At 72.1% G+C, this 22479-nt stretch carries 19 protein-coding genes; 7 read left to right on the forward strand and 12 right to left on the reverse strand.

The window, feature by feature from the left end; genetic code table 11:
* Positions 1 to 36: 36 nt before the first annotated feature.
* From N6H00_RS25580 to N6H00_RS25605, 6 genes are all read right to left on the reverse strand, one after another.
* Positions 37 to 2463, reverse strand: a complete 2427-nt coding sequence (locus N6H00_RS25580; protein ID WP_268974175.1) for a SpoIIE family protein phosphatase — start codon at positions 2461 to 2463, stop codon at positions 37 to 39.
* A gap of 57 nt (positions 2464 to 2520) precedes the next feature.
* On the reverse strand, positions 2521 to 3240 hold the full coding sequence (locus tag N6H00_RS25585) for a class I SAM-dependent methyltransferase (protein WP_268974176.1): 720 nt from the start codon (positions 3238 to 3240) through the stop codon (positions 2521 to 2523).
* 134 nt (positions 3241 to 3374) lie between these two features.
* Positions 3375 to 4121, reverse strand: a complete 747-nt coding sequence (fomD, locus tag N6H00_RS25590) for a cytidylyl-2-hydroxypropylphosphonate hydrolase (RefSeq protein WP_268974177.1) — start codon at positions 4119 to 4121, stop codon at positions 3375 to 3377.
* Positions 4122 to 4189: 68 nt separating this feature from the next.
* Positions 4190 to 5608 (reverse strand): class II fumarate hydratase, encoded by a 1419-nt coding sequence (locus N6H00_RS25595; RefSeq protein WP_268974178.1) that lies wholly within the window; start codon positions 5606 to 5608, stop codon positions 4190 to 4192.
* A 78-nt stretch (positions 5609 to 5686) separates the two neighbouring features.
* A complete protein-coding gene (locus tag N6H00_RS25600) occupies positions 5687 to 7879 on the reverse strand; it encodes a bifunctional polysaccharide deacetylase/glycosyltransferase family 2 protein (protein WP_443073241.1) in 2193 nt (730 codons plus the stop codon).
* Between the two features lie 356 nt (positions 7880 to 8235).
* A complete protein-coding gene (locus N6H00_RS25605) occupies positions 8236 to 9198 on the reverse strand; it encodes a hypothetical protein (RefSeq protein WP_268974179.1) in 963 nt (320 codons plus the stop codon).
* 166 nt (positions 9199 to 9364) lie between these two features.
* Here N6H00_RS25605 and N6H00_RS25610 point away from each other — a divergent pair, with 166 nt between their 5' ends.
* Positions 9365 to 10492 (forward strand): chitinase, encoded by a 1128-nt coding sequence (locus tag N6H00_RS25610; RefSeq protein WP_268974180.1) that lies wholly within the window; start codon positions 9365 to 9367, stop codon positions 10490 to 10492.
* Positions 10493 to 10727: 235 nt separating this feature from the next.
* On the opposite strand, the gene N6H00_RS25615 is transcribed toward N6H00_RS25610, so the two are convergent.
* Positions 10728 to 12389, reverse strand: coding sequence for a fumarate hydratase (locus N6H00_RS25615; RefSeq protein ID WP_268974181.1), 1662 nt, complete (start codon positions 12387 to 12389; stop codon positions 10728 to 10730).
* A 211-nt stretch (positions 12390 to 12600) separates the two neighbouring features.
* Here N6H00_RS25615 and N6H00_RS25620 point away from each other — a divergent pair, with 211 nt between their 5' ends.
* On the forward strand, positions 12601 to 13263 hold the full coding sequence (locus N6H00_RS25620) for a DUF1707 SHOCT-like domain-containing protein (protein WP_443073031.1): 663 nt from the start codon (positions 12601 to 12603) through the stop codon (positions 13261 to 13263).
* A gap of 223 nt (positions 13264 to 13486) precedes the next feature.
* On the forward strand, positions 13487 to 13843 hold the full coding sequence (locus N6H00_RS25625; RefSeq protein ID WP_020868722.1) for a WhiB family transcriptional regulator: 357 nt from the start codon (positions 13487 to 13489) through the stop codon (positions 13841 to 13843).
* Positions 13844 to 13974: 131 nt separating this feature from the next.
* On the opposite strand, the gene glpX is transcribed toward N6H00_RS25625, so the two are convergent.
* Positions 13975 to 15006 (reverse strand): class II fructose-bisphosphatase, encoded by a 1032-nt coding sequence (glpX, locus tag N6H00_RS25630; protein WP_268974182.1) that lies wholly within the window; start codon positions 15004 to 15006, stop codon positions 13975 to 13977.
* A gap of 159 nt (positions 15007 to 15165) precedes the next feature.
* Here glpX and N6H00_RS25635 point away from each other — a divergent pair, with 159 nt between their 5' ends.
* Positions 15166 to 15705 carry a DUF4245 domain-containing protein gene (locus N6H00_RS25635; RefSeq protein WP_268977109.1) on the forward strand — a complete coding sequence of 180 codons (540 nt, stop codon included), beginning with the start codon at positions 15166 to 15168 and terminating at the stop codon, positions 15703 to 15705.
* Between the two features lie 69 nt (positions 15706 to 15774).
* On the opposite strand, the gene N6H00_RS25640 is transcribed toward N6H00_RS25635, so the two are convergent.
* The 3 genes from N6H00_RS25640 to xseA form a co-directional block, all read right to left on the reverse strand.
* Positions 15775 to 16365 (reverse strand): malonic semialdehyde reductase, encoded by a 591-nt coding sequence (locus N6H00_RS25640; protein ID WP_268974183.1) that lies wholly within the window; start codon positions 16363 to 16365, stop codon positions 15775 to 15777.
* A 600-nt stretch (positions 16366 to 16965) separates the two neighbouring features.
* Positions 16966 to 17277 carry an exodeoxyribonuclease VII small subunit gene (locus N6H00_RS25645; protein WP_268974184.1) on the reverse strand — a complete coding sequence of 104 codons (312 nt, stop codon included), beginning with the start codon at positions 17275 to 17277 and terminating at the stop codon, positions 16966 to 16968.
* A gap of 10 nt (positions 17278 to 17287) precedes the next feature.
* Complete coding sequence (gene xseA, locus N6H00_RS25650) at positions 17288 to 18526, reverse strand: exodeoxyribonuclease VII large subunit (RefSeq protein WP_268974185.1); 1239 nt, start codon at positions 18524 to 18526, stop codon at positions 17288 to 17290.
* 53 nt (positions 18527 to 18579) lie between these two features.
* On the opposite strand from xseA, the gene N6H00_RS25655 reads away from it, so the two are divergent.
* On the forward strand, positions 18580 to 19617 hold the full coding sequence (locus N6H00_RS25655; RefSeq protein ID WP_268974186.1) for a 4-hydroxy-3-methylbut-2-enyl diphosphate reductase: 1038 nt from the start codon (positions 18580 to 18582) through the stop codon (positions 19615 to 19617).
* Positions 19614 to 20405: a polyphosphate--glucose phosphotransferase gene (gene ppgK, locus N6H00_RS25660; RefSeq protein WP_268974187.1), complete on the forward strand. Its 792-nt coding sequence runs from the start codon at positions 19614 to 19616 to the stop codon at positions 20403 to 20405. The genes N6H00_RS25655 and ppgK overlap by 4 nt, the downstream gene beginning before the upstream one ends.
* Here ppgK and N6H00_RS25665 read toward each other — a convergent pair.
* Positions 20311 to 20985, reverse strand: coding sequence for a DUF6542 domain-containing protein (locus N6H00_RS25665; RefSeq protein ID WP_268974188.1), 675 nt, complete (start codon positions 20983 to 20985; stop codon positions 20311 to 20313). The two genes, ppgK and N6H00_RS25665, sit on opposite strands and share 95 nt — an antisense overlap.
* Before the next feature lie 186 nt (positions 20986 to 21171).
* On the opposite strand from N6H00_RS25665, the gene ychF reads away from it, so the two are divergent.
* Positions 21172 to 22260, forward strand: a complete 1089-nt coding sequence (gene ychF, locus N6H00_RS25670; RefSeq protein ID WP_268974189.1) for a redox-regulated ATPase YchF — start codon at positions 21172 to 21174, stop codon at positions 22258 to 22260.
* Positions 22261 to 22479 lie beyond the last annotated feature (219 nt).

Genomic DNA, 22479 nt, shown 5'->3' on the forward strand with positions numbered 1-22479 from the left:
GCGCAGGACCCGTGGTCATCTTCCTCGCGGCGCCGCTCAGGGCATCGCCAGTTCGAACCAGACGACCTTCCCCGTGGACAGCCGGGTCGCGCCCCAGCGCCGGGCCAGCCGGTTCACCAGGTACAGCCCGCGCCCGCCCTCGTCGGACGGCCGGGCCTGGCGCAGCCGCGGCAGCTGGGGGACGTCGTCCCCGACCTCGCAGCGCAGTACGTCCGTGCGCAGCAGCCGCAGCGTGATCGGCCGTTCCGCATAGCGCACCGCGTTGGTCACCACCTCGCTGACCAGCAGCTCCACCGCGTCCGTCAGATCGTCCAGATCCCAGCGGGCCAGCGCCCGGCGGGTCAGCCGGCGTGCCTGCCCGGCCGTCTGCGCCTTCGGGTCCAGGAACCAGTACGCGACATCGCTGGGCGCGATGCCCTCGAAGCGGGCCGCGAGCAGCGCCACGTCGTCGTCCCGGTCGCCGGGGCCGAGCATGTCCAGCACCTCGTCGCACAGCGGCTCCAGCGGCGGCGGGTTGGGGCCGGTGAGCCGGGCGGTGGCGGTCAGCCGTTCGCGCAGCTGCTCGATACCGGTCCACACATCGCGCATCCGCGATTCGACCAGCCCGTCGGTGTAGAGCATCAGGGTGGCCCCGGCCGGCGCGTCCAGCTCGACCGCCTCGAAGTCGACCCCGCCGACCCCGATCGGCGCCCCCGGCGGCACCCGCAGCACCTCGGCGCGGCCGCCCCGGTGCAGCAGAAGGGGTGGCGGATGGCCCGCGTTGGCGACCACGATGCGGTGCGCGACGGGGTCGTAGACCGCGTAGAGGCAGGTGGCCATGCGGTCGGTGCCCAGCCGCTGGGCCTGCTCGTCGAGGTGGTGCAGCACCTCCTGCGGCGGCAGGTCGAGCCCGGCGAGGGTCTGCGCGGTGGTGCGCAGCTGGCCCATGATCGCGGCGGAGGTCATCGAATGGCCCATCACATCGCCGACCACCAGCGCCACCCGGTTGCCCGGCAGCGGGATCGCGTCGTACCAGTCGCCGCCCACCCGGGCCGTCTCGGCGGCCGGCAGGTAGCGGCTGGCCAGCCGGACGCCGGTGGGCTGCGGCAGCGAGTCGGGCAGCATGGTGCGCTGCAACTCGTCCGCGATGTAGACCTCGCGTCCGTACAGCACCGCCTTGTCGACGCCGAGCGCGGTGTGGGTGGCCAGCTGGGCCGCCACCAGCAGATCGTCCGGTTCGAACGGCGGCCGGTCCGGGCGGCGTACGAACACCGCCGCGCCGATCACCCGGCGGCGGCCGCGCATCGGGGCCAGCACGGTGCGCTGGCCGGTCGCCACGCACGGGCCCTCGCCGAGGAGCTGGGGCAGCGCGGCGCGGGCGGCCTGGGAGTCGCCGAACACCGGCCGCACCCCGCGCAGCACCTCGGCCAGCGGACCGCCCGCCTCCACCTCGCACAGCTCGGCCGCCGGGCCCCCGCCCACGGCGGGCGAGAGATCGGACTGCGAGGACATCAGCGGCAGCCGGCCGCTGTCGGTGTCCGGGTCCAGCGGAATCCGGTCGGTGCGGCGCAGCCGCAGCATCATCGGGCCGACCGGGCGCTCGTCGCCGACCGGCAGCGGATCACGCAGATACACCAGGATCGCGTCGGCGAAGGTGGGCACGGTGGCCCGGCACAGGCCCAGCACGATCTCGTCCAGGTCGATACCCCGGGCGATCCGCCGGGTCGCGGCCCCCACGAACCGCAGCCGGTCGCCGCTCCGGTCCCGCGCGGCGGTGTCGGCGGCGGCCCCGCCCGCCGGCGGCACCGGGGGCGCGCCGCCCGCCGGGGTGCCGTACGCGACCTGGCCCGCCGCGGTGGCCGCCGTATGGGTGTCGCCGGGCTGCGCCGGGTGCTCACCCGCACCGGCGCCCCGCCGCGCCGCGCCCCGGCCGCCGCCCTGGGCGGCCGGGGGCTGTTCGCCGGGGCCGGTCCCGCCGTTCCGTCGCGCCGCGCCTCTGGCGGCATTGCGATCCGCGTCCCACACAGGCTCGCCCTCCGGTGTGCCGTGCTCCGGCTGCGCCGGGTGCTCGCTCTCCGCCGTGTCCCGGCGCTCCCTGCCTCCGCCGCCGCGTGCCGGGGCGGCGCCTCCCCGCCCGTCCGTGCCGTCCGCACCGTCCGCGCCCGTCCCGCCGTGGTGCCCGCATCCGCTCCGATGGGGGTCGCCGCCGCACTCCGGGGCCGCGCCGCGGTCTCTGGCGCGGGGCGCGGGCTCCTGGCCGGGCCCCGGGGGGCCGTCGTGGGCCGCCGGTGCCGAGGGGCCGTCCGCGGGGAAGGCGGGACGCGGCCGGCCGCCGTCCGGCTCCTGACCGGGGGCAGCCGTCTGCCGCACGGCGGTCCGCGGGTCCGGGACCGCGCCGTGCGCGTCGTCGGGCGCGGGCGCGCCCGGGGCGGCGGCAGGGGTGGCCGCCTGCCGCCTGCTGTGGGAGGTGGGGTGCTCCGTCACGCGTGGGTTTCCATCCGTCCGGGGCCGTGCGCCCGCAGGTCGTGGGCGCACCGAGGGTCAGGCACGTCGTCGGCAGTTCAGGAAGATCTGGATCTCGGGTGGTACGCCCGTGCTCGCCGGGGCGTACGAGTACGCGTCCTCCCCGGCGATCTCGAAGCCCGCATCGCGTACGACCTGGCGCAGCTCGTCCCGCAGATAACCGGATACCCGCACCGAGTGGCCGAGGAACGGGATGGGGAAGTCGTCGATGTCCGACTCCACCATGCCCAGCGCCAGCAGCCCTTCGGGTCTGAGCACCGCGTGCAGCGCCCGCAGGGCGTACGGGATCTCCGGGCGGGGCAGCAGCAGCAGCGAGAAGTTGGCGGCGATGCCGTCGAACGAGCCGAGCTCCCGGGGGCCGCCCGGACCGTACCGGCCGCCCACCCGCAGATCGACGATGTCCACATGGTGGAACGTGGCCTGAGGCACATTGTCCCGGGCGAGCTTGAGCATGCCCTCGGAGATGTCGATGCCGACCACCTCGTGGCCCGCGTCGACCAGCTGACGGGCCGTGGGCAGACCGGTGCCGCTGCCGACGTCGAGCACCCGGGAGCCGGGCGGAAGCGTTTCGGCCAGCCACCGGCCGGCCGCGATCTGGCCCTCCTTGTGCGGAAAGGCGTCGTCGAGGCGGTCCCCGATGGCGTCGAACGCCTCCGCCTGACCGCTGCGGTCCAGTGCGAGGCGGTCGAAGTCCGCATAGCCCGCGTAGCCGTCCCCGTACTCGTCCTCACCGCTCACGACCCCGCCCCCTCCAGTGGCATCACGTCATGTTGTGCGCTTCGCCCGAGACTTGCGTCGGTGCCAGGTGTCCCGCATGGGCAGTGTTCCGGACGACGATCCTACGTTTGAAACACGGGGACACGACAAGAGGTTCACCTCGAGTGCGCCGAGGTGCGCTTCTCGTCCTGCTTCCTGCCCTGCTTCCTGTCCTGTTCCTTGCCCTGTTCGCTGTCCGTACGGCCCCAGTCCGCGGGAAGGGCGGGCACGGACCACGCCGGGTCGGGCCGCCAGTCCTCCCACCTGTCCCGGAACGGCGCTCCCCAGGACTCGATGGTCGCGACGGCCGCCCGGCCCGCGGCCCGGACCCGCTCCGCCTGCTCGGCGCCCATCAGCCCGGCCCGCTGCGCCTGCGCGAACTCGTCCTCGTCCTTCCATTCCCAGCTGCGGTCGGGGTAGACCGCGATGTCCAGGAAGTGGTCCTCGGAGTCCACCCCGCGGTCCCCGCGGACCAGCGGCTCCTCCAGGTTCACGTACCAGTTCTTGAACTGCCAGCCGTGGTCCCAGAACAGCCACACCGACCACGGCTCGCCGGGCCGCGCGAGCTTCAGCACCCCGGTGCCGAACCACTGGGACAGCGCGGTGGTGCGCGGTTTGGTGTAACGGGTGGACAGCGGTTCGCGGTGCACCGAGGTGCCGTCGGTGAGCTGCGGTTTGACGCAGGCGGTGCCGGGGGCGAGCCAGACGGCGAGCAGCTCCGGGGTGTCCTCGACGACGGTCACGGGACGGCAGATGTGGATGTGCTCGGAGGCGTTGGCACGGTAGCGCCACAGGATATGGTCGCCCGGTGCCCACCGGGCGATGTCCGCCGTCCCCGTCGTCTCCACGATGTCCGCTGTCATGAGCAGATCTTAGGTGGGAGCGGGCCGCGGTGCCGTGACCTATGCCGCAACCGGGGGCCAACGCCCGGCTAAGGGTGTGTCATGCGCAGCACGTCGAGCGCCTCGTCCAGCTGCTCCAGGGTCAGCAGCCCGCGCTCCACGTAGCCGGACTCCAGGACCACCTCCCGGATCGTCTTGCGCTCCGCCAGCGACCGCTTGGCCACCTTCGCCGCCTCCTCGTAGCCGAGGTAGCGGTTGAGCGGGGTGACGACGGACGGTGAGGACTCCGCGTACTCCCGGGCCCGCTCGGCGTTGGCGGTGATCCCGTCGATCGTGCGGTCCGCGAGCAGCCGGGAGACATTGGCCAGCAGCCGGATCGACTCCAGCAGATTCTTGGCGATCACCGGGAGCATCACATTGAGCTCGAAGTTCCCGGCGGCCCCGGCCGCGGCGACGGTGGCGTCATTGCCGGTGACCTGCGCCGCGACCATCAGCGTGGCCTCGGGGATCACCGGGTTGACCTTCCCCGGCATGATCGAGGAGCCGGGCTGGAGATCGGGCAGGGCGATCTCGGCGAGCCCGGTGCGCGGGCCCGACGCCATCCAGCGCAGATCGTTGGCGATCTTGGTGAGGCCGACCGCGATGGTCCGCAGCTGCCCGGACGTCTCGACCAGCCCGTCCCGCGCGCCCTGCGCCTCGAAGTGGTCCCGGGCCTCGGTCAGCGGCAGCCCGGTGGTACGGGCCAGCTCGGCGATGACGGCGGCGGCGAACCCGGGCGGGGTGTTGATCCCGGTGCCCACCGCCGTACCGCCCAGCGGCAGCTCGGCCAGCCGGGGCAGCGCGGCGCGCAGCCGCTCGATCCCGTACCGCACCTGCGCCGCGTAGCCGCCGAACTCCTGGCCGAGGGTCACCGGAGTGGCGTCCATCAGATGGGTCCGCCCCGCCTTGACCACCTCCGCGAACTCCGCCGCCTTGCGCTCCAGCGCCTCCGCCAGATGGGCCAGGGCCGGGATCAGATCGCCGGTGACCGCCGCAGTGGCGGCGATGTGGATGGAGGAGGGGAAGACGTCGTTGGACGACTGGCTGGCGTTGACGTGGTCGTTGGGATGCACGGCACGGCCCAGGCGCTCACTCGCCAGGGTGGCCAGCACCTCGTTGGTGTTCATGTTGGACGAGGTGCCGGAGCCGGTCTGGAAGACGTCCACCGGGAAGTGCTCGTCCCAGCGGCCCGCGGCGACCTCGGCCGCCGCATCCGAGATCGCCCCCGCGATGTCCTTGTCCACCACGCCCAGCTCGGCGTTGACCAGCGCGGCCGCGCCCTTGATCCGGGCCAGCGCCTCGATGTGCGCCCGCTCCAGGCGCTGCCCGCTGACGGGGAAGTTCTCCACCGCCCGCTGGGTCTGGGCGCGCCACTTGGCGTGCGCGGGCACCCTGACCTCGCCCATGGAGTCGTGCTCGATGCGGTAGCCCTCCCGGGGGCTGTCGTCGCGGTGGCTCTCGTCGGTCATGGGGACACCTCCGTCCAGCACAGCGTCATCACGCCACACCGTGTTCCCACGCCCGCCCGACCGACCGGGTGAGCCCGGTCACCGTACGGCCTCCGGCGCCCGCGGCGTCTCCACCTCGCCCGTGCGCTTGAGCTTCTGCCACGGCAGCAGGGCGCCGGTCGCCGCGGTGACACAGGAGTGCAGCAGCACCAGATACATCAGCTGCCGGTAGGCGATCTGCTGCAACGGCAGCGCGGCCAGCGCCCGGTAGGACTCCCGGTCCAGCCGGAACGCGTACGCCGCCCCCAGCAGCTGCACCAGCAGCAGGGCGCCCCAGGCCAGCAGCGAGCGCACCGGATCCAGGAAGATCACCCCGTAGAGGGTGAAGAGGTCGATCAGCGGTGCGCACAGCGGGGTGAGGATCTGGAACAGCACCACCAGCGGCATCCCCACCCGGCCGAACCGCCCCGAGGGACCCCGGTCGATCAGCGAGCGGCGGTGCTTCCACAGCGCCTGCATGGTGCCGTAGGACCAGCGGTAGCGCTGCTTCCACAACTGGCCGAGGGAGCCGGGCGCCTCGGTCCAGGCGCGGGCGTGCTCCTGGTAGACCACCCGCCAGCCGGCCCGGTGCAGGGCGATGGTGATGTCGGTGTCCTCGGCCAGGGTGTCCGCGCTCATGCCCCCGGCGTCCAGCAGCGCCCGGCGGCGGAAGGCGCCGATCGCGCCGGGGATGGTGGGCATGCAGCGCAGCAGGTCGTACATCCGCCGGTCGAGGTTGAAGCCCATCACGTACTCGATGTGCTGCCAGGCGCCGATCAGCTTGCCCCGGTTGCCGACCTTGGCGTTGCCCGCGACCGCGCCCACCCGTGAGTCGGCGAACGGACGGACCAGCTCACGGACGGTGGTGGGCTCGAAGACGGTGTCGCCGTCCATCATCACGATCAGCTCGTGGGTGGCATGGGCGATGCCCCGGTTGAGCGCGGCCGGTTTGCCCGCGTTGGCCTGGCGCAGCACCCGCACGTTGGGCAGCCCCATCGCCTCCGCGATATCGGCGGTGCCGTCGGTCGAGCCGTCGTCCACGACCAGGATCTCGATCGGATGGGTGGACGCGGCCAGCGACGTGAGGGTGTTGGCGATGCACTCCTTCTCGTTGTACGCGGGCACGATCACGGTCACCGGATCGCCCACCTCCTGCACCCGCCGCCAGCGCCGCCGCTCCCGGGAGCGCCGGTGCCACCAGGCCAGGACCACCATCAGCAACAGCCGCCCGATCACCGAGAGGCCCACCAGGCCCAGCAGCCCCATCAGCACCGGCAGGGCGCCGTGGGTGAACGCGGCGGCCCAGATCAGCACCCGGCCCTCCCAGATCCGCACCGTGCGGGCCGGGTGGTTGGCGCTGTGGGCGCCGAGCGCGCCGGTGACGGTGGTGAAGGAGTAGCCCTTCTTCCGCATCCGTTCGATGTACTGCCCCAGGGCCTTCACGGTCCGCGCGCGGTTGCCGCCCGCGTCGTGGAAGAGCACGGACGCGCCCTTGGTGCCCGGGGGAGTGGCGTTCTGGACGATCTCCTTCACCGGGGGCCGCTGCCAGTCCTCGCTGTCGGCGTCCACGAAGGCGCTGATGTAGCCCTTGGAGCCGATGTGCTGCTGCACCGGCCAGGTACGGTCGTCCAGCGCGCGGACCTTGGAGGCGTACGGCGCCCGGAACAGCGAGCTGGTGATGCCCGCCGCACCGGCCAGGGCCAGCTGGGACTGGGCCAGTTCGCGGTCCATGCGCCCCTTGTCCTGGTACGACAGGTCGACATGGGAGAAGGTGTGCACCCCGACCTCATGACCCGCGGCCCGCATCCGGCGGACCAGCTCCGGATGGCGGACCACCATCTGGCCCAGCACGAAGAAGGTGCCCCGCACCTTGTGGCGGCGCAGCACGCCGAGGATCTCCGGGGTCCAGCGGGGGTCCGGGCCGTCGTCGAAGGTCAGCGCGATGGTCTTGGCCGGGATCGCGTGCTCGGTGGCCTTCCCGGTCCGGTCGAAGGTGATCACCGGACCGCCCTTGCGCAACCGGTCGGGGACAGTACGGGAGGCGTGTGAGCGGTGCACCCGGGCGTCGTTGCCGATCTCGGCGTCCAGATAGCCGTCCAGCAGCAGCGCGCACACCAGCGCGAGGAGGGTCGCGAGGGCGAGCACCATCCGGGTACGGGTGCGGAGCTTGCGCAGCCTGACGGTACGGAGGGCGGGCGGGCGGAGCTTGGGGGCGGGGAGCTTGGTGGGCAGCTTGGGGGTCGGGAACGTGATGGGCAGCTTGGGGGTGGGCAGCTTCCCGGCGCGGACGGTGACCTTGCGCAGCCCGAGGGCGCGGGGCTTGCCCAGGAGCTTGAGCTTGCCCGTGAGTTTGGGTCGGTCCGGGAGCCTGGCCTTGCCCAGGAGTTTGACCTTGCCCAGGAGTTTGACCTTGCCCAGGAGTTTGACCTTACCCGGGAACCTGACCTTGCCCCGGAGCTTGAGTCTGCCCGGGAGCGTGAGTCTGCTCCTGAGCCGCGCGGCGCGGCCGGCGGGGCCGGTCAGCCGGAACACCGTGCGGGGCGCGGCGGCCTGACGGGGCGCGGGGAGCCGGCGGCGTGGCCGCGGCAGCCTCGGCGGTCTGCCGCCGCTCACGACTCCTCGCCCTCGGAGGCGGGGGCGTCCGGCCGGTCGGCCTCGGCGCCGCCCGCGGCGGGCCCCTTGGAACGGCCCGGGATCTCGGGGGTTTGGGCCTGCGCGGGCTGGTGGGACTGCGGTCTGCGGGTCTGCGGCCGCTGGGTCCGCGGCCGCTGGGACTGCGGTCTGTGGGACTGCGGCCCCTGCGACTGCGGCTTCCGCGCCTGCGCCCCCTGGGACCGCGGCTGCTGAGGGGACTTGGCGTGGCCGGGCCCCGCGGTGCGCCCGGGACCCTGCGGGTGACCGGATTCCTCGGCCGACGGCCTGGCGGCGGCGGTGGGCTTCCTCGACGGGGTGTGCGAGACGTTCGCCGGTGACCCGGCGGGCTTGCGGGCGGCCGGACGCGGATGCGCGGGACTGAGCTCGCGGTGCTTGCCGGACCGGTGTCCCGCGGTGGACTTCCGGCCACCGGCGTGGGCGCGCGCGGGGGAATGCCGCGGCGCCGCACGGTGGAGCTCGGGCTCGGCGGGCTGCGCGGGCGCGGGCCGCGGCCGGGTGGTGACGGGGTGCAGGGCGTCGGGCTCCCGGGCGCCCGAGGACTCCGGACGCCCGGAGCCGTATCGGTGGCGCCGGTGCTGACGGTGGGTCGGGGCGTACTCGTGCGCGCTGGGCCGCTCATCCGACGCCGAGGGCCCCGAACGCCCCTCCGGGGCGTGCTTCGGCTCCCGGCCGAACGCCTCGGTGGCGACGGGCCGCCCCGGGATCAGCGTAGGCGGGGCGAGGGACGTACCACCCGCGTAGCCCAACCCCAGGACCGCCGAATAGCCGAGGCAGGCGGCCCCCGCGACTACGCCCACATGCCGTACCAGTCGGCCACGGCGCCCGGAGAGGTCCACGAACACGGGCCCCTTACGGGCCACGTCAGCGCGGAGGGGACGCGAAGGCGCGCGCTCGGCCACATCTGACTGAGGATCCATACGGAAGAGGCTAATGCAGAAAATACGACATGCGACATATAAGTCAAACATGCGGTGTGTCATCGTTCAGTAGGTTCATGGGATATGCGAGGTTTGGCGGGGAGAACGGCGCGGGAGGCGCAGGCCCCCGGCGCCTCGTACCGGACCACAAGGAGGAGCCAGAGCCATGAGGGCCAGCCCCCGCATGAGCGGAATCGCCGTGGCCGGCGCGGTGGTCTGCGCCACCATCGCCGTATGGGCGGGACACCACAAACCGTCGGCCGAGCCGCACGCCGCGCCCTCCCGGCCACCGGCGACACAGCCCCCCGCGCCGCGGCAGCCCGCCGACTTCGTGCCGTACGTCAACGCCTGGGCGGACGCGGGGGACGCGGGGGACGAGGGGGACGCGGGGGCGGGGAATGCGGGGTACGACATGGCCGCCGCGGCGGCGCGCGGGGTCAAGGAGTTCACGCTGGGCTTTGTCGTCGCCGGTGACGGCTGCGCCCCGGTGTGGGACGGCGGCACCCCGCTCGACGACCAGGCGCTGGAGCGACGGATCGAGGAGGTCCGCCGGACCGGCGGCGAGGTGCGGATCTCCTTCGGCGGCGCCGAGGGCACGGAGCTCGCCACCGTCTGCACCGACGTCCCGGAACTCGCCTCCGCCTACGCCGAGGTGATCGAGCGTTACCAGGCGACCAAGGTCGACTTCGACCTGGAGGGCGACGCGCTGGTCAACACCGAGGCCACCGCCCGCCGCGCCCAGGCGCTGGCGCTGATCCAGCGCACCCACGAGGGCCTGAACATCTCCTACACCCTGCCCGCCATGCCCGACGGGCTGACCCCGCAGAGCGTCGCCCAGCTGGAGGCCGTCAAACAGGAGGGGGTCATCCTCTCGTCCGTCAACATCATGGCGATGAACTACAGCGGTGACCACACCGGTGACATGGGCGACTACGCCATCCAGGCGGCCACCGCCACCCAGGCCCGGCTCCGCGAGGTGTTCGGCATGTCCGACGCCGCCGCCTGGAAGATGCTCGCCGTGACACCGATGATCGGGGTCAACGACGTCACCGGCGAGATCTTCACCCTGGAGGACGCGTCCGGCCTGGCGCGGTTCGCCGCGGACAACGGGATCGGACGGCTGTCGATGTGGTCCGCCGAACGCGACCAGCCGTGCACCCCGGAGACGTCCCCGTCCGCGGCCCCTACCGACCCCACGGCCGGCACCCCGGGCGCCGAGAACGCCGTCCCGAACACCCGCTGTAGCGGTGTCGCCCAGCGCCCCGGCGCCTTCGAGGCGGCGCTGAGGGGCTGACGGAACGCGCCGGGGCCGGGACGGCGACGCCGCCCCGGCCCCAAAGCACACCCGCTCAGGCCCCCGGCCGCACCGGGATGCTGGTCACGAACGGCTGGGCCGGACCCGGGGCACCTGCTTCGATGGCCGTCCTCGCATTGCTCGGCCCCGGGGGGCCTCTCAAGCTTCGGGCGGCTGCGCCGGACTCCGTCCGTCGAAGGGGGGCGCCGCACTTTTCGTGGGCTGAGTCCCGGTCTCAGGCCCCCGGCCGCACCGGGATGCTGGTCACGAACGGCTGGGCCGGACCCGGGTCCGTGAAGAAGTCGTTCCCCTTGTCGTCCACCACGATGAACGCCGGGAAGTCCTCGACCTCGATCTTCCAGACCGCCTCCATGCCCAGCTCCTCGTACTCGAGGACCTCGACCTTCTTGATGCAGTCCTGGGCCAGCCGTGCGGCCGGGCCGCCGATCGAGCCCAGGTAGAAGCCGCCGTGGGCGTTGCACGCCGCCGTCACCTGCTGGGAGCGGTTGCCCTTGGCCAGCATGACCATCGAGCCGCCCGCCGCCTGGAACTGCTCGACGTACGCGTCCATCCGGCCCGCCGTCGTCGGCCCGAAGGAGCCGGAGGCGTAACCCTCGGGGGTCTTGGCCGGGCCCGCGTAGTAGACCGCGTGGTCGCGCAGGTACTGCGGCATCTCCTCGCCCGCGTCCAGCCGCTCCTTGATCTTCGCGTGCGCGATGTCGCGCGCCACGACCAGCGGACCGGTGAGCGAGAGCCGGGTCTTGACGGGGTGCTTGGTCAGCTCGGCGCGGATCTCGTCCATGGGCCGGTTGAGGTCGATCCGTACCACGTCGGTCTCGTCCAGCTGCTCGTCCGTCGTCTCCGGCAGGAAGCGCGCCGGGTCGGTCTCCAGCTGCTCCAGGAAGACGCCCTCCGGCGTGATCTTGGCGAGCGCCTGGCGGTCGGCGGAGCAGGAGACCGCGATCGCGACCGGGCAGGAGGCGCCGTGACGCGGCAGCCGGACGACCCGGACGTCATGGCAGAAGTACTTGCCGCCGAACTGCGCGCCGATCCCGATCTTCTGCGTGAGCTCGAAGACCTTCTCCTCCAGCTCCTTGTCGCGGAAGCCGTGGCCGGTCGGGGAGCCTTCGGTGGGCAGCTCGTCCAGGTAGTGCGCGGAGGCGTACTTCGCGGTCTTCAGCGCGTACTCGGCGCTGGTGCCGCCGACCACGATCGCCAGGTGGTACGGCGGGCAGGCGGCCGTGCCCAGCGAGCGGATCTTCTCCTCCAGGAACTTCATCATCGATGCCTCGTTCAGCACCGCCTTCGTCTCCTGGTAGAGGAAGGACTTGTTGGCCGAGCCGCCGCCCTTGGCCATGAAGAGGAACTTGTACGCACCGCCGTCGGTCGCGTACAGCTCGATCTGCGCGGGCAGGTTGGAGCCGGTGTTCTTCTCCTCCCACATGGTCAGCGGGGCCATCTGGGAGTACCGCAGATTCAGCTTGGTGTACGCGTCGTAGACGCCGCGCGAGAGGGCCTCCTCGTCGCCGCCCTCGGTGAGCACGTTCTGCCCGCGCTTGCCCATGACGATCGCGGTGCCGGTGTCCTGGCACATCGGGAGCACCCCGGCCGCCGCGATGTTGGCGTTCTTCAGCAGGTCCAGCGCGACGAAGCGGTCGTTGGCGCTGGCCTCCGGGTCGTCGAGGATGCGGCGCAGCTGGGCCAGGTGGGCGGGGCGCAGGTAGTGCGAGATGTCGTGCATCGCCTCGGCCGCGAGCCTGCGCAGCGCCTCCGGCTCGACCTTCAGGAAGGTGCGCCCATCGGCCTCGAAGGTGCTCACGCCCTCGGAGGTCACCAGGCGGTAGGGCGTGGTGTCCTCTCCTAGCGGCAGCAGATCCGAATAGGCAAACTCAGGCATTGCGGCCATTCCTCACTCGACGGGGGCTTCGGCTGACTTCGTCGACAGCGCGTCCATAAGCCTAGAACGGGGCAGACGAACGGGACCTGTGAGGTAGGGCTCAGTAGAGCCGGAGGCAGGGGCAAGGGCAGGGGCGGGTAGGGGAAGGATCAGGGACACTCCAGGGTTCGTCCCCTAGTCGCGATCTATCGCGTCTCAGTACGCTGAGCCCGTGGATGAGCAGCAGCGCGTGCCCCTGGCCAAGTCCGCCCCCGTTCCCGCACCCGCGCCCGCGGTGACCCCGGAGGCGGAGCTCCGCGCGTCCGACGCGGACCGCGACCGGATCGCGGACATCCTGCGGGAGGCCCTCGCCGAAGGGCGGCTCCAGCCCGAGGAGCACGCCGAGCGGATCGACGCGGTTTACCGCGCCAAGACCCTGGGCGAGCTGGAGCCCTTGGTGCGCGATCTGCCCGCCGCACCCCCCGTCCGTGGCGCCGCCTCGGCGCCGGCCGAGCGGCCGCGCACCCTGCCCCAGTCGGAGAACCTGATGGCGATCTTCGGCGGGTCGGTGCGCAAGGGCCGCTGGCGGGTCCGGCCCCGCACGAACGCCCTGGCGGTCTTCGGCGGTGTGGAAATCGACCTGACCGAGGCGGTGTTCGAGCAGCAGGAGATCGTCATCCATGTGGTGGCCGTCTTCGGCGGGGTGGAGATCAAGGTCCCGGAGAACGTCTCGCTGCGCAGTTCGGGCTCGGGCGTCTTCGGCGGCTTCGACGTCAAGACGTACGAGGCGCAGGACCCCGACGCACCGGTGATCCATGTCACCGGTTTCGCGGTCTTCGGCGGCGTGGAGGCCAAGCCCAAGCGGGGGAAGCGGCTGAAGAACCTGCGCGCGTGAGTCGCGGACGAGTCACGCATGAGCCGTGCACACATCGCGCCATAAGCGCTGAAGAACGGCCGTGCGGGGCCAAGTTCCGAGCGGGACAACGGTGTGCATAAGCCCGCGCACAGCGGGTAAGGCTTGGTGCATCGTCTCTCGTACGGCTGATGGGGGTGCGAACGGGGCCGTACACCTCGAGGCGGGCAAGGGTGACCACCGGAGCCGTCGTCAGGAGTAGACCGTGCTGCAACCGCATCAGCCCCTGCTGGAAGCCGCCGTGCCCCCGCAGCGCGTCCCCGCGCGGGATCAGGCCGGACCCTGGCACTCGGAGGCGGTGTGCCGACGGGACGAGGCCGGACTGTTCTTCGCTCCCTCCAAGGAGCCCACGGCTGCCAGGCTGTCGCGGGAGGAGGCAGCCAAGCGCGTCTGTGCACGCTGCCCGGTCATGGTCGAGTGCCGGGAGCACGCGCTGCTCCAGCCCGAGCCGTACGGCGTATGGGGCGGGCTGACCGCGGCCGAGCGCCGGGTCGTGCTGGCCCGCCGCCGGCGCCGGGAGGCGGAGCTGCAGCGCGCGGTGCGGGTCGCCGCCGCGGGCTGAACTCTTCGGGACTGGGGCCGGGTGCCGCCGGGAGGCGGGACCCGGCCCTTGTCGTCATCGGTCGCGCTCGGCGTTCCGTGCGCTCGGCGTTCCGTGCGTTCAGTGTTCTGTGCGCTCGGCGTCCTGTGCGCTCAGCTCGGCCGTTCGAAGTCGACCGAGGCGTAGGCGCGCAGCTTGGCCAGCCGGTGGGTGGAGTCGATCTGCCGGATGGTGCCCGACTTGGACCGCATGACCAGTGACTGGGTGGTGGCGGTCTCCGCGCGGTACCGCACCCCGCGCAGCAGATCCCCGTCGGTGATGCCGGTGGCGACGAAGAACACATTGTCGCCGCTGACCAGATCGTCGGTCTCGAGCACCTTGTCGAGGTCATGGCCCGCGTCGAGGGCGCGCTGCCGCTCCTCGTCGTCCTTGGGCCACAGCTTGGCCTGGATGGTGCCGCCGAGGCACTTGATCGCGCAGGCCGCGATGATGCCCTCCGGCGTACCGCCGATGCCCAGCAGCAGGTCCACGCCGGTGCTCTCGCGCGCGGCCATGATCGCGCCGGCCACATCGCCGTCGGAGATGAACTTGATCCGGGCGCCCGCCTCCCGGATCTCCTTGACGATGCCCTCGTGGCGAGGGCGGTCGAGGACCACCACGGTGACGTCCTCGGGGCTGGACTTCTTGGCCTTGGCGATCCGGCGGATGTTCACACCGGGGGGCGCGGTGATGTCGACGAACTCGGCGGCTTCGGGGCCGGTGACGAGCTTGTCCATGTAGAAGACGGCCGACGGGTCGAACATGGTGCCCCGCTCGGCGACCGCGAGCACGGAGACGGCGTTGGCCATGCCCTTCGCGGTGAGCGTGGTGCCGTCCACCGGGTCCACGGCCACATCGCACTCCGGGCCGGTGCCGTCGCCCACGCGCTCACCGTTGAAGAGCATCGGGGCCTCGTCCTTCTCCCCCTCCCCGATGACGACGACGCCGTTCATCGAGACGGTGTGCACGAGGGAGCGCATGGCCTTGACCGCGGCGCCGTCCGCGCCGTTCTTGTCGCCACGGCCCACCCAGCGGCCGGAGGCCATGGCGCCCGCCTCGGTGACCCGGACGAGCTCCAGGGCGAGGTTGCGATCGGGAGCCTCGGGGCTGACCTCGAGCTGGGACGGCAGATGATGCTCGGTCATCGGAACGCACCTTTCTGTACGGCGACGGCCGGTGAAGAGATGAGGGTGCTCATGACTTTATCCGCTGATGAGGAGAGTGAGCAGATAGCCCCACGCATGAGCGCGGCCCTGTTGCGAGGTGCGGCGACCGGATGAGGGACGATAGGGGGCGTGGCAGGTATGCGTGGCAAAGAGACGGTCCGGGACATGGTGCTGTCGCTGGCGGCGATCGGCGTCGTCGCGGCGGCCATCTACCTCTTCGGAATTCCGCATGACGAGGGCGCCAAGGACGCCGGGGTGAAGACGGTGGACTACCGCGTGGAGCTGGACACGGCCCGCCGCGCCGCCCCCTATCCGGTGGCCGCCCCCGACCCCGGGAGCCTGCCCGAGGGCTGGCGCGCGACCTCGGTGACCTACCGCCCCGCCGCCGCGGAGGACGGCGCGGTGTGGCACCTCGGCTTCCTCGACCCGGAGAAGGAGTACGTCGCGGTCGAGCAGAGCGACGGCAAGCCCGTGCCGTTCGTGGAGGACGTCACCCAGCAGGCGCGGGAGACGACGCGGACGCAGCGGATCGACGGCAAGGAGTGGGTCCGCTACGAGGGCGACAAGTACGACGCGCTGGTGCGCAAGGAGCCGGGCGTGACCACGGTGGTCACCGGGACGGCGTCGTACGGACAGCTGACGAAGATGGCCGCCGCGCTCACCGAGAAGAAGGGCTGAGCGCGACGGCCACGGGGCCCCCTTCGGGGCCGGGGTCCGCTGGGGATCCGCTCGGGGGACCGCTGACCGTCAGACCGTGGTGATGACCTGGTCGTAGTCCAGGCGGGGGCCGCGCGGGAACCAGGCGTCCTCGCCCGGCTTGCCGATGTTGATGACCATCAGCGGGGTGTGGTCGTCGTCCAGGAACTCCTTCTGGACCCCGGCCGGGTCGAAACCGGTCATCGGGCCGGCGGCGAGACCGGCGGCACGGACACCCAGGATGAAGTAACCGGCCTGGAGCGCGGCGTTGAGCCCCGCGGCCTCCTCACGGGCGGGGCGCTCGGCGAAGAAGACGTCCTTGGCCTGCGGGAAGTGCGGGAAGAGGGCGGGCAGCTCCTCGTGGAACTCGTTGTCCGCGGCGAGGATCGCGACCAGCGGGGCGCTGGCGGTCTTGGGCCGGTTGCCCTCGGCCATGTGCGGGACCAGGCGCTCACGGGCCTCGGCGGAGCGGACCAGCACGATGCGCAGCGGCGACTGGTTGAACGCGGTCGGCCCGTACTTGATCAGGTCGTAGATCGCCTGCACCTGCTCATCGGTCACCGGCTCGTCGGTGAAGGTGTTGGCGGTGCGGGCCTCCCGGAAGAGCAGGTCCTGGGCGGCGGGGTCGAGAGCGAGAGTCATGGAAGAAACCTCTGCACAAGCGGGGATATCGCTGACGGGCACCACTCTACGGCGTTTAGATTAATGTTCAACTAAAATCCTGTCGCAGCACCACCAAGGTGCTCCGAATCACACCGCCCCCAAGCGTGCGCCCACCCCGCACACGGCGTCTGATCGCCCCCGTGCCCGGTCGCTCCGCACTCTGCCTGCCCGGCCGCCCGGTCTGCGATCGTCCTTGGAGCCGGCTCCCTGCCGGTCCCCGTGTGTCTGGCCGCCCCCCGGCCGCCCCCGAGCGCCCCGCACCCGGTGCCCGAGCCCGCCTGGCTGTCCTGCGCCTGGTCGCCCTGCGTTTGGTCGCCCCGGTTGTTGCGTGCCCGGTGTCCGGACGCCCCGCGCCTGACCGCCCGGTCTCCGGTGGCCCCGGAGCCGGTCGCTTTCGGTCGCCCCGCGTCAGGTGCCCGAGCCCTGCCCGGTCGCCCCGGTTCCCGAGCGTTCCGTGACAGGCTCCCGTACCTGGTCACCCTGCGTTCGGTCGTGTCCGGCGCCCTGTGTCCGAGCGCAGGCTTCCGCCCCCCCCGCTCGGTCGCCCCGCGCCCGCGGACCGGGCTCCGGCACCGGCGGTCAGCCCTCGGCGGTGGTTCCGGGGCCGTCCGGGGTCTCGGCCGCCCCTTCGGCCAATGCCGCGTCCAGCCGCGCCCGTGCGCCCTCCAGCCAGTGGCGGCAGACCTTTGCCAGCTCCTCGCCCCGCTCCCACAGGGCGAGCGAATCCTCCAGGCTGGTGCCGCCCGCCTCCAGCCGGCGCACCACCTCCACCAGCTCGTCGCGCGCCTGCTCATAGCCGAGCGTCGTCTCCGCCCGGTCGGCCCGGTCCGCCCGGTCGGCCCCCTCGACCTGCTCGGCCTGCTCGTCCGTCTGCCCCTGCGTCTTCGACATATCGCTCACCCTATTCAGCGGGTCCGACAGCTTCGGCCGGTCCGACAGCCGCCCGCACCCGGAACTCGCCCTCGGCGACGCGCGCCCGCAGCTCCTCGCCCTCCGTGACCTCGTCGGCCGCCCGCACCACCGAGCCGTCGGGGTGCTGGAGCACCGCATAGCCCCGCCGCAGCGTCGCGGCGGGGGAGAGGGCCACCACCCGGGCCTGGGTGTGGGCCAGCTCGGAGTCGGCCCGGTCCAGCAGGTGTCCCAGGCAGCGGCGGGCGCGCTCCAGCGCGGACGTGATCTGCTCCTCGCGCTCGTCCACCATGCGGTGCGGCTGCCGCATACACGGCCGGCCCAGCGCGGCGGCCAGCCCCCGCTCCTCCCGGTCCAGCAGCCCGTGCACCGTGCGCAGCGCGCGCTCCCGTAGCTGCTGGATGCGCAGCAGTTCCTCGCCCACATCCGGCACGATCTTCTTCGCCGCGTCGGTGGGCGTGGAGGCGCGCAGATCGGCGACCAGGTCGAGCAGCGGCGAGTCCGGTTCGTGGCCGATCGCGGAGACCACCGGCGTACGGCACGCCGCCACCGCCCGCACCAGCTGCTCATCGGAGAACGGCAGCAGGTCCTCCACACTGCCGCCGCCGCGCGCCACCACGATCACATCCACGTCCGGCAGCGCGTCGAGCTCCTTGACCGCCTCGATCACCTGCGGCACCGCGTGCACCCCCTGCACCGCCACATTGCGCACCTCGAAGCGGACGGCGGGCCAGCGCAGCCGCGCGTTCTCCAGCACATCGCGCTCGGCGGCCGAGGCGCGCCCGCAGACCAGCCCTATCAGCTGCGGCAGAAAGGGCAGCGGCTTCTTGCGGTCGGCCGCGAAGAGCCCCTCCGCCGCCAGCGCCTTCTTCAGCCGCTCGAGCCGCGCGAGCAGCTCGCCCACCCCCACCGGGCGGATCTCGGCGGCCCGCAGGGACAGCTGGCCGCGCGGTGCGTACCACTCCGGCTTGGCGTGCACCACGACCCGCGCGCCCTCGGCGACCGTGTCCGCGATTCGGTCGAAGACGGCGCGGAAGCAGGTGACGGTCAGCGAGATGTCGTAACTCGGGTCGCGCAGGGTCAGGAACACCACACCGGCGCCGGGGCGCCGGGACAGCTGGGTGATCTGCCCCTCGACCCACACCGCGCCGAGCCGGTCGATCCAGCCCCCGATCAGCCGGGAGACCTCGCCGACCGGGATCGGCGCTTCCGCGGACGTGTTGACAGCCATGACCGCGAGGGTATCGGCCGTTACCGACAGACCCCCGGGTCATCGCCCCTACCATGGGGGACATGACTGCAACCTCCGCCCGCCGGGTCCTGCTCGCGGCCCCCCGTGGCTACTGTGCCGGTGTCGACCGTGCCGTGATCGCTGTCGAGAAGGCCCTGGAGCAGTACGGCGCGCCGATCTACGTGCGCAAGGAGATCGTCCACAACAAGTACGTCGTCCAGACGCTGGAGAAGAAGGGCGCCATCTTCGTCGACGAGACGGAGGAGGTGCCCGAGGGCTCGATCGTGATCTTCTCGGCGCACGGTGTCGCGCCGGTCGTCCATGAGGAGGCCGCCCAGCGGAAGCTGGCCACGATCGACGCCACCTGCCCGCTGGTCACCAAGGTCCACAAGGAAGCAGTCCGGTTCGCCAAGGAGGACTACGACATCCTCCTGATCGGTCATGAGGGCCATGAGGAGGTCATCGGCACCAGCGGTGAGGCGCCGGACCACATCACCCTGGTCGACGGCCCCGACGATGTGAAGAACGTCGAGGTGCGCGACGAGTCCAAGGTCGTCTGGCTCTCCCAGACCACCCTCTCGGTCGACGAGACCATGGAGACCGTGGACGCGCTCAAGGAGCGCTTCCCGAAGCTCATCAGCCCGCCCAGCGACGACATCTGCTACGCGACCCAGAACCGCCAGACCGCGATCAAGCAGGTGGCGGCCGAGTCCGACCTGGTCATCGTCGTCGGCTCCAAGAACTCCTCCAACTCGGTGCGGCTGGTGGAGGTCGCCCTCGGCGCGGGCGCCAAGGCCGGCCATCTGGTCGACTACGCGAGCGAGATCGACGAGGCATGGCTGGAGGGCGTCAGCACGGTCGGCGTGACCTCCGGGGCCTCGGTGCCGGACGTGCTCGTCGAGGGCGTCCTGGAGTGGCTGGCCGAGCGCGGCTTCGGCGATGTCGAGGTCGTCCAGCCCATGCAGGAGTCCCTGACCTTCTCGCTGCCCAAGGAGCTGCGCCGGGACCTGCGGGCCGAGGCCGCCGCGGCGGTCGCGACGGGCGCGGCGGACGCGGCGGGCGCGGGCCGGCCGGAGGGGCCGCGGCGGTGACGGACGGACAGGGGGGCACCGGGGCGTTCGCGGCGAAGGTGTTCGGCATCGACATCGGCGGTTCGGGCATCAAGGGCGCCCCGGTGGACCTGGGCCGGGGCGAGCTCGCGGAGGAGCGCCATAAGGTGCTCACCCCGCATCCGGCCACGCCCGACGCGGTCCTGGACGGAGTGGTGGAGGTCGTCCGGCATTTCGACTGGTCCGGGCTGCCGGTCGGGGTGACCTTCCCGGGTGTGGTGCGAGGCGGTGTCACCCTTACCGCCGCCAATGTCGACAAGGGCTGGGTCGGCACCGACCTGGCGTCGCGGCTCGGCGAGCGACTGGGCTGTCCCGTCACGGTGCTGAACGACGCGGACGCGGCCGGGGTCGCGGAGGTGGCTTTCGGCGCGGCCCGCGGGGTCAAGGGCACCGTGATCGTGCTCACCCTGGGCACCGGCATCGGCAGCGCGGTCTTCACCGACGGGCAGCTGGTCCCCAACACCGAGCTGGGCCATCTGGAGCTGGACGGCCACGAGGCGGAGAAGCGGGCCTCGACCAAGGTCAAGGAGGACGAGGACCTCAGCTGGTCGCACTGGGCGCGCCGGGTGCGCAAGTATCTCCAGCACCTGGAGATGCTCTTCTCGCCGGAGCTCTTCGTGCTGGGCGGCGGGGTGAGCCGTAAGGCGCACAAGTTCCTGCCGCTGATCGAGGGAGTCAGGGCCGAGATCGTCCCGGCGCGGCTACAGAACAACGCGGGGATCGTGGGTGCCGCGATGGCCGCGGCCGCTGCTGCCGGCGACGCCGGGTGATCAGCACCACCCGCCGTACGAGCACGATCACGGCGGTCAGCAGCGTCCCCGTGTAGAGCCAGCCGGCCTGCAAGGACAGCGCGGTGAACACCCCCACCGCCTGTCCGCCGAATCCCGCCGAACCCTCGTTGATCGGCAGCAGTCCGACCGTGTAGGCCAGCGGCACCGTCACCGGCCCCGCCAGCAGATCGGCGGGGCGCACCCACAGCCCGCAGGCCACGCACACCGGCAGGAAGAGCACGCTGTAGACGGTGGGGGAGCCGGAGCACAGCAGCGCGTCGAGGCAGCCGAGGACGAACATCGCGAGCGTGGTCAGCAGCCCCGCGCCCAGCCCGGTCAGCCGGGGGCTCGGCAGGGACAGCCCTCGGGCCCGGCGCAGCGCGGCGGCCGGCACGGCGGCGCGGCGGCCGGGCGGCCCCGGCCGCCGTGCCGCCGCCTGCCGCGGGGCCCTCGGCGCGCCGCCGGGGCGCCCACGGCCCCGCTCCGTCCTCCTGCCCCGGCCCGTATACGTATCGTCCGCGGCCGGGCGGGGCGACGGGGCCGCTGCCCGGCGGGGCGTACGCGTCCTGTAATGCTCCACCTGACCAACGTAGGTGGCCGGAGCACAGGAATCCGGTCTTGGACACGCCCTTCGCAGGACCTTGGCAGTGTGTTCGACGGATTGTCGGCCCGGCCGGGTGATCGGGGACGGCCCCGTAGACTGGTGGACCGGCCCCACCGGGGCTCGTCATCCGTCCTCACATTCTCGCTACGGGAAGTCGCCAACGTGTCGCTCACGATCGGAATCGTCGGTCTGCCGAATGTCGGCAAGTCGACCCTGTTCAACGCCCTGACCAAGAACGACGTGCTGGCGGCCAACTACCCGTTCGCCACCATCGAGCCCAACGTCGGCGTGGTCGGCGTCCCGGACCCCCGCCTGGACAAGCTCGCCGAGCTCTTCGGCTCGGCCCGCAAGCTGCCCGCCACCGTCGACTTCGTCGACATCGCGGGCATCGTCAAGGGCGCCTCGGAGGGCGAGGGCCTGGGCAACAAGTTCCTGGCGAACATCCGCGAGTCCGATGCGATCTGCCAGGTCATCCGCGCCTTCAAGGACGAGAACGTCGTCCACGTCGACGGCAGGATCTCGCCGAAGAGCGACATCGAGACGATCAACACCGAGCTGATCCTCGCCGACCTCCAGACCATCGAGAAGGTGCTGCCGCGCCTGGTCAAGGAGTCCCGGATCAAGAAGGACAAGCAGCCCCAGGTCAAGGCCGTCGAGGAGGCCAAGGCCATCCTCGAGGAGGGCCGCACCCTCTTCTCCGCCGGCATCGTCCAGGGCAGCGAGCGCGCCGCACTCCTGCACGAGCTGCACCTGCTCACCACCAAGCCCTTCCTCTACGTCTTCAACGTCGACGAGGAGGAGCTGACCGACGAGTCCTTCAAGGCCGAGCAGCGCGCCCTCGTCGCCCCCGCCGAGGCGATCTTCCTCAACGCCAAGCTCGAGGCCGACCTCGCCGAGCTGGACGACGAGGAGGCCCTCGAACTCCTCCAGTCCGTCGGCCAGGACGAACCCGGCCTCGCCACCCTCGCCCACGTCGGCTTCGACACCCTGGGCCTCCAGACCTACCTCACGGCCGGCCCCAAGGAATCCCGCGCCTGGACCATCAAGAAGGGCGCCACGGCCCCGGAGGCGGCCGGTGTGATCCACACCGACTTCCAGAAGGGCTTCATCAAGGCCGAGGTCATCTCCTTCGAGGACCTGGTGGAGACCGGCTCGGTCGCCGAGGCCCGCGCGGCGGGCAAGGCCCGTATGGAGGGCAAGGACTACGTGATGCGGGACGGCGACGTGGTGGAGTTCCGCTTCAATGTCTGATTGAGCCCGTGAACCGCTCTCCATTCCAGGAGCCGAAAGCCTGAAAAAGGGCTCACCCGCGAGGGTGAGCCCTTGGGCGCTGGGGTTTTTCGAAACGGCGTGCCCACGACGCCGTACCAGCCTCGTCCTTCAGCAGCTGCGTCAAACGACGTAGCGCGGCATGATCTCGCGTGGTAGCGGTCGGCGTTCAGCGCCGGCATCCCGCCGCGGTCCCCTGGC

This window comes from Streptomyces sp. S465 (genome assembly GCF_026898115.1).
GTDB classification, from domain to species: domain Bacteria; phylum Actinomycetota; class Actinomycetes; order Streptomycetales; family Streptomycetaceae; genus Streptomyces; species Streptomyces luomodiensis.

What these genes read in the sequence shown, in the direction of transcription:
- fomD (WP_268974177.1), bottom strand. Translation starts at nt 4,121, where the DNA reads ATGACAGCGGACATCGTGGAGACGACGGGGACGGCGGACATCGCCCGG.
- N6H00_RS25595 (WP_268974178.1), bottom strand. Translation starts at nt 5,608, where the DNA reads ATGACCGACGAGAGCCACCGCGACGACAGCCCCCGGGAGGGCTACCGC.
- N6H00_RS25605 (WP_268974179.1), bottom strand. Translation starts at nt 9,198, where the DNA reads ATGGATCCTCAGTCAGATGTGGCCGAGCGCGCGCCTTCGCGTCCCCTC.
- N6H00_RS25610 (WP_268974180.1), top strand. Translation starts at nt 9,365, where the DNA reads ATGAGGGCCAGCCCCCGCATGAGCGGAATCGCCGTGGCCGGCGCGGTG.
- N6H00_RS25615 (WP_268974181.1), bottom strand. Translation starts at nt 12,389, where the DNA reads ATGCCTGAGTTTGCCTATTCGGATCTGCTGCCGCTAGGAGAGGACACC.
- glpX (WP_268974182.1), bottom strand. Translation starts at nt 15,006, where the DNA reads ATGACCGAGCATCATCTGCCGTCCCAGCTCGAGGTCAGCCCCGAGGCT.
- N6H00_RS25635 (WP_268977109.1), top strand. Translation starts at nt 15,166, where the DNA reads ATGCGTGGCAAAGAGACGGTCCGGGACATGGTGCTGTCGCTGGCGGCG.
- N6H00_RS25640 (WP_268974183.1), bottom strand. Translation starts at nt 16,365, where the DNA reads ATGACTCTCGCTCTCGACCCCGCCGCCCAGGACCTGCTCTTCCGGGAG.
- N6H00_RS25645 (WP_268974184.1), bottom strand. Translation starts at nt 17,277, where the DNA reads ATGTCGAAGACGCAGGGGCAGACGGACGAGCAGGCCGAGCAGGTCGAG.
- xseA (WP_268974185.1), bottom strand. Translation starts at nt 18,526, where the DNA reads ATGGCTGTCAACACGTCCGCGGAAGCGCCGATCCCGGTCGGCGAGGTC.
- N6H00_RS25655 (WP_268974186.1), top strand. Translation starts at nt 18,580, where the DNA reads ATGGGGGACATGACTGCAACCTCCGCCCGCCGGGTCCTGCTCGCGGCC.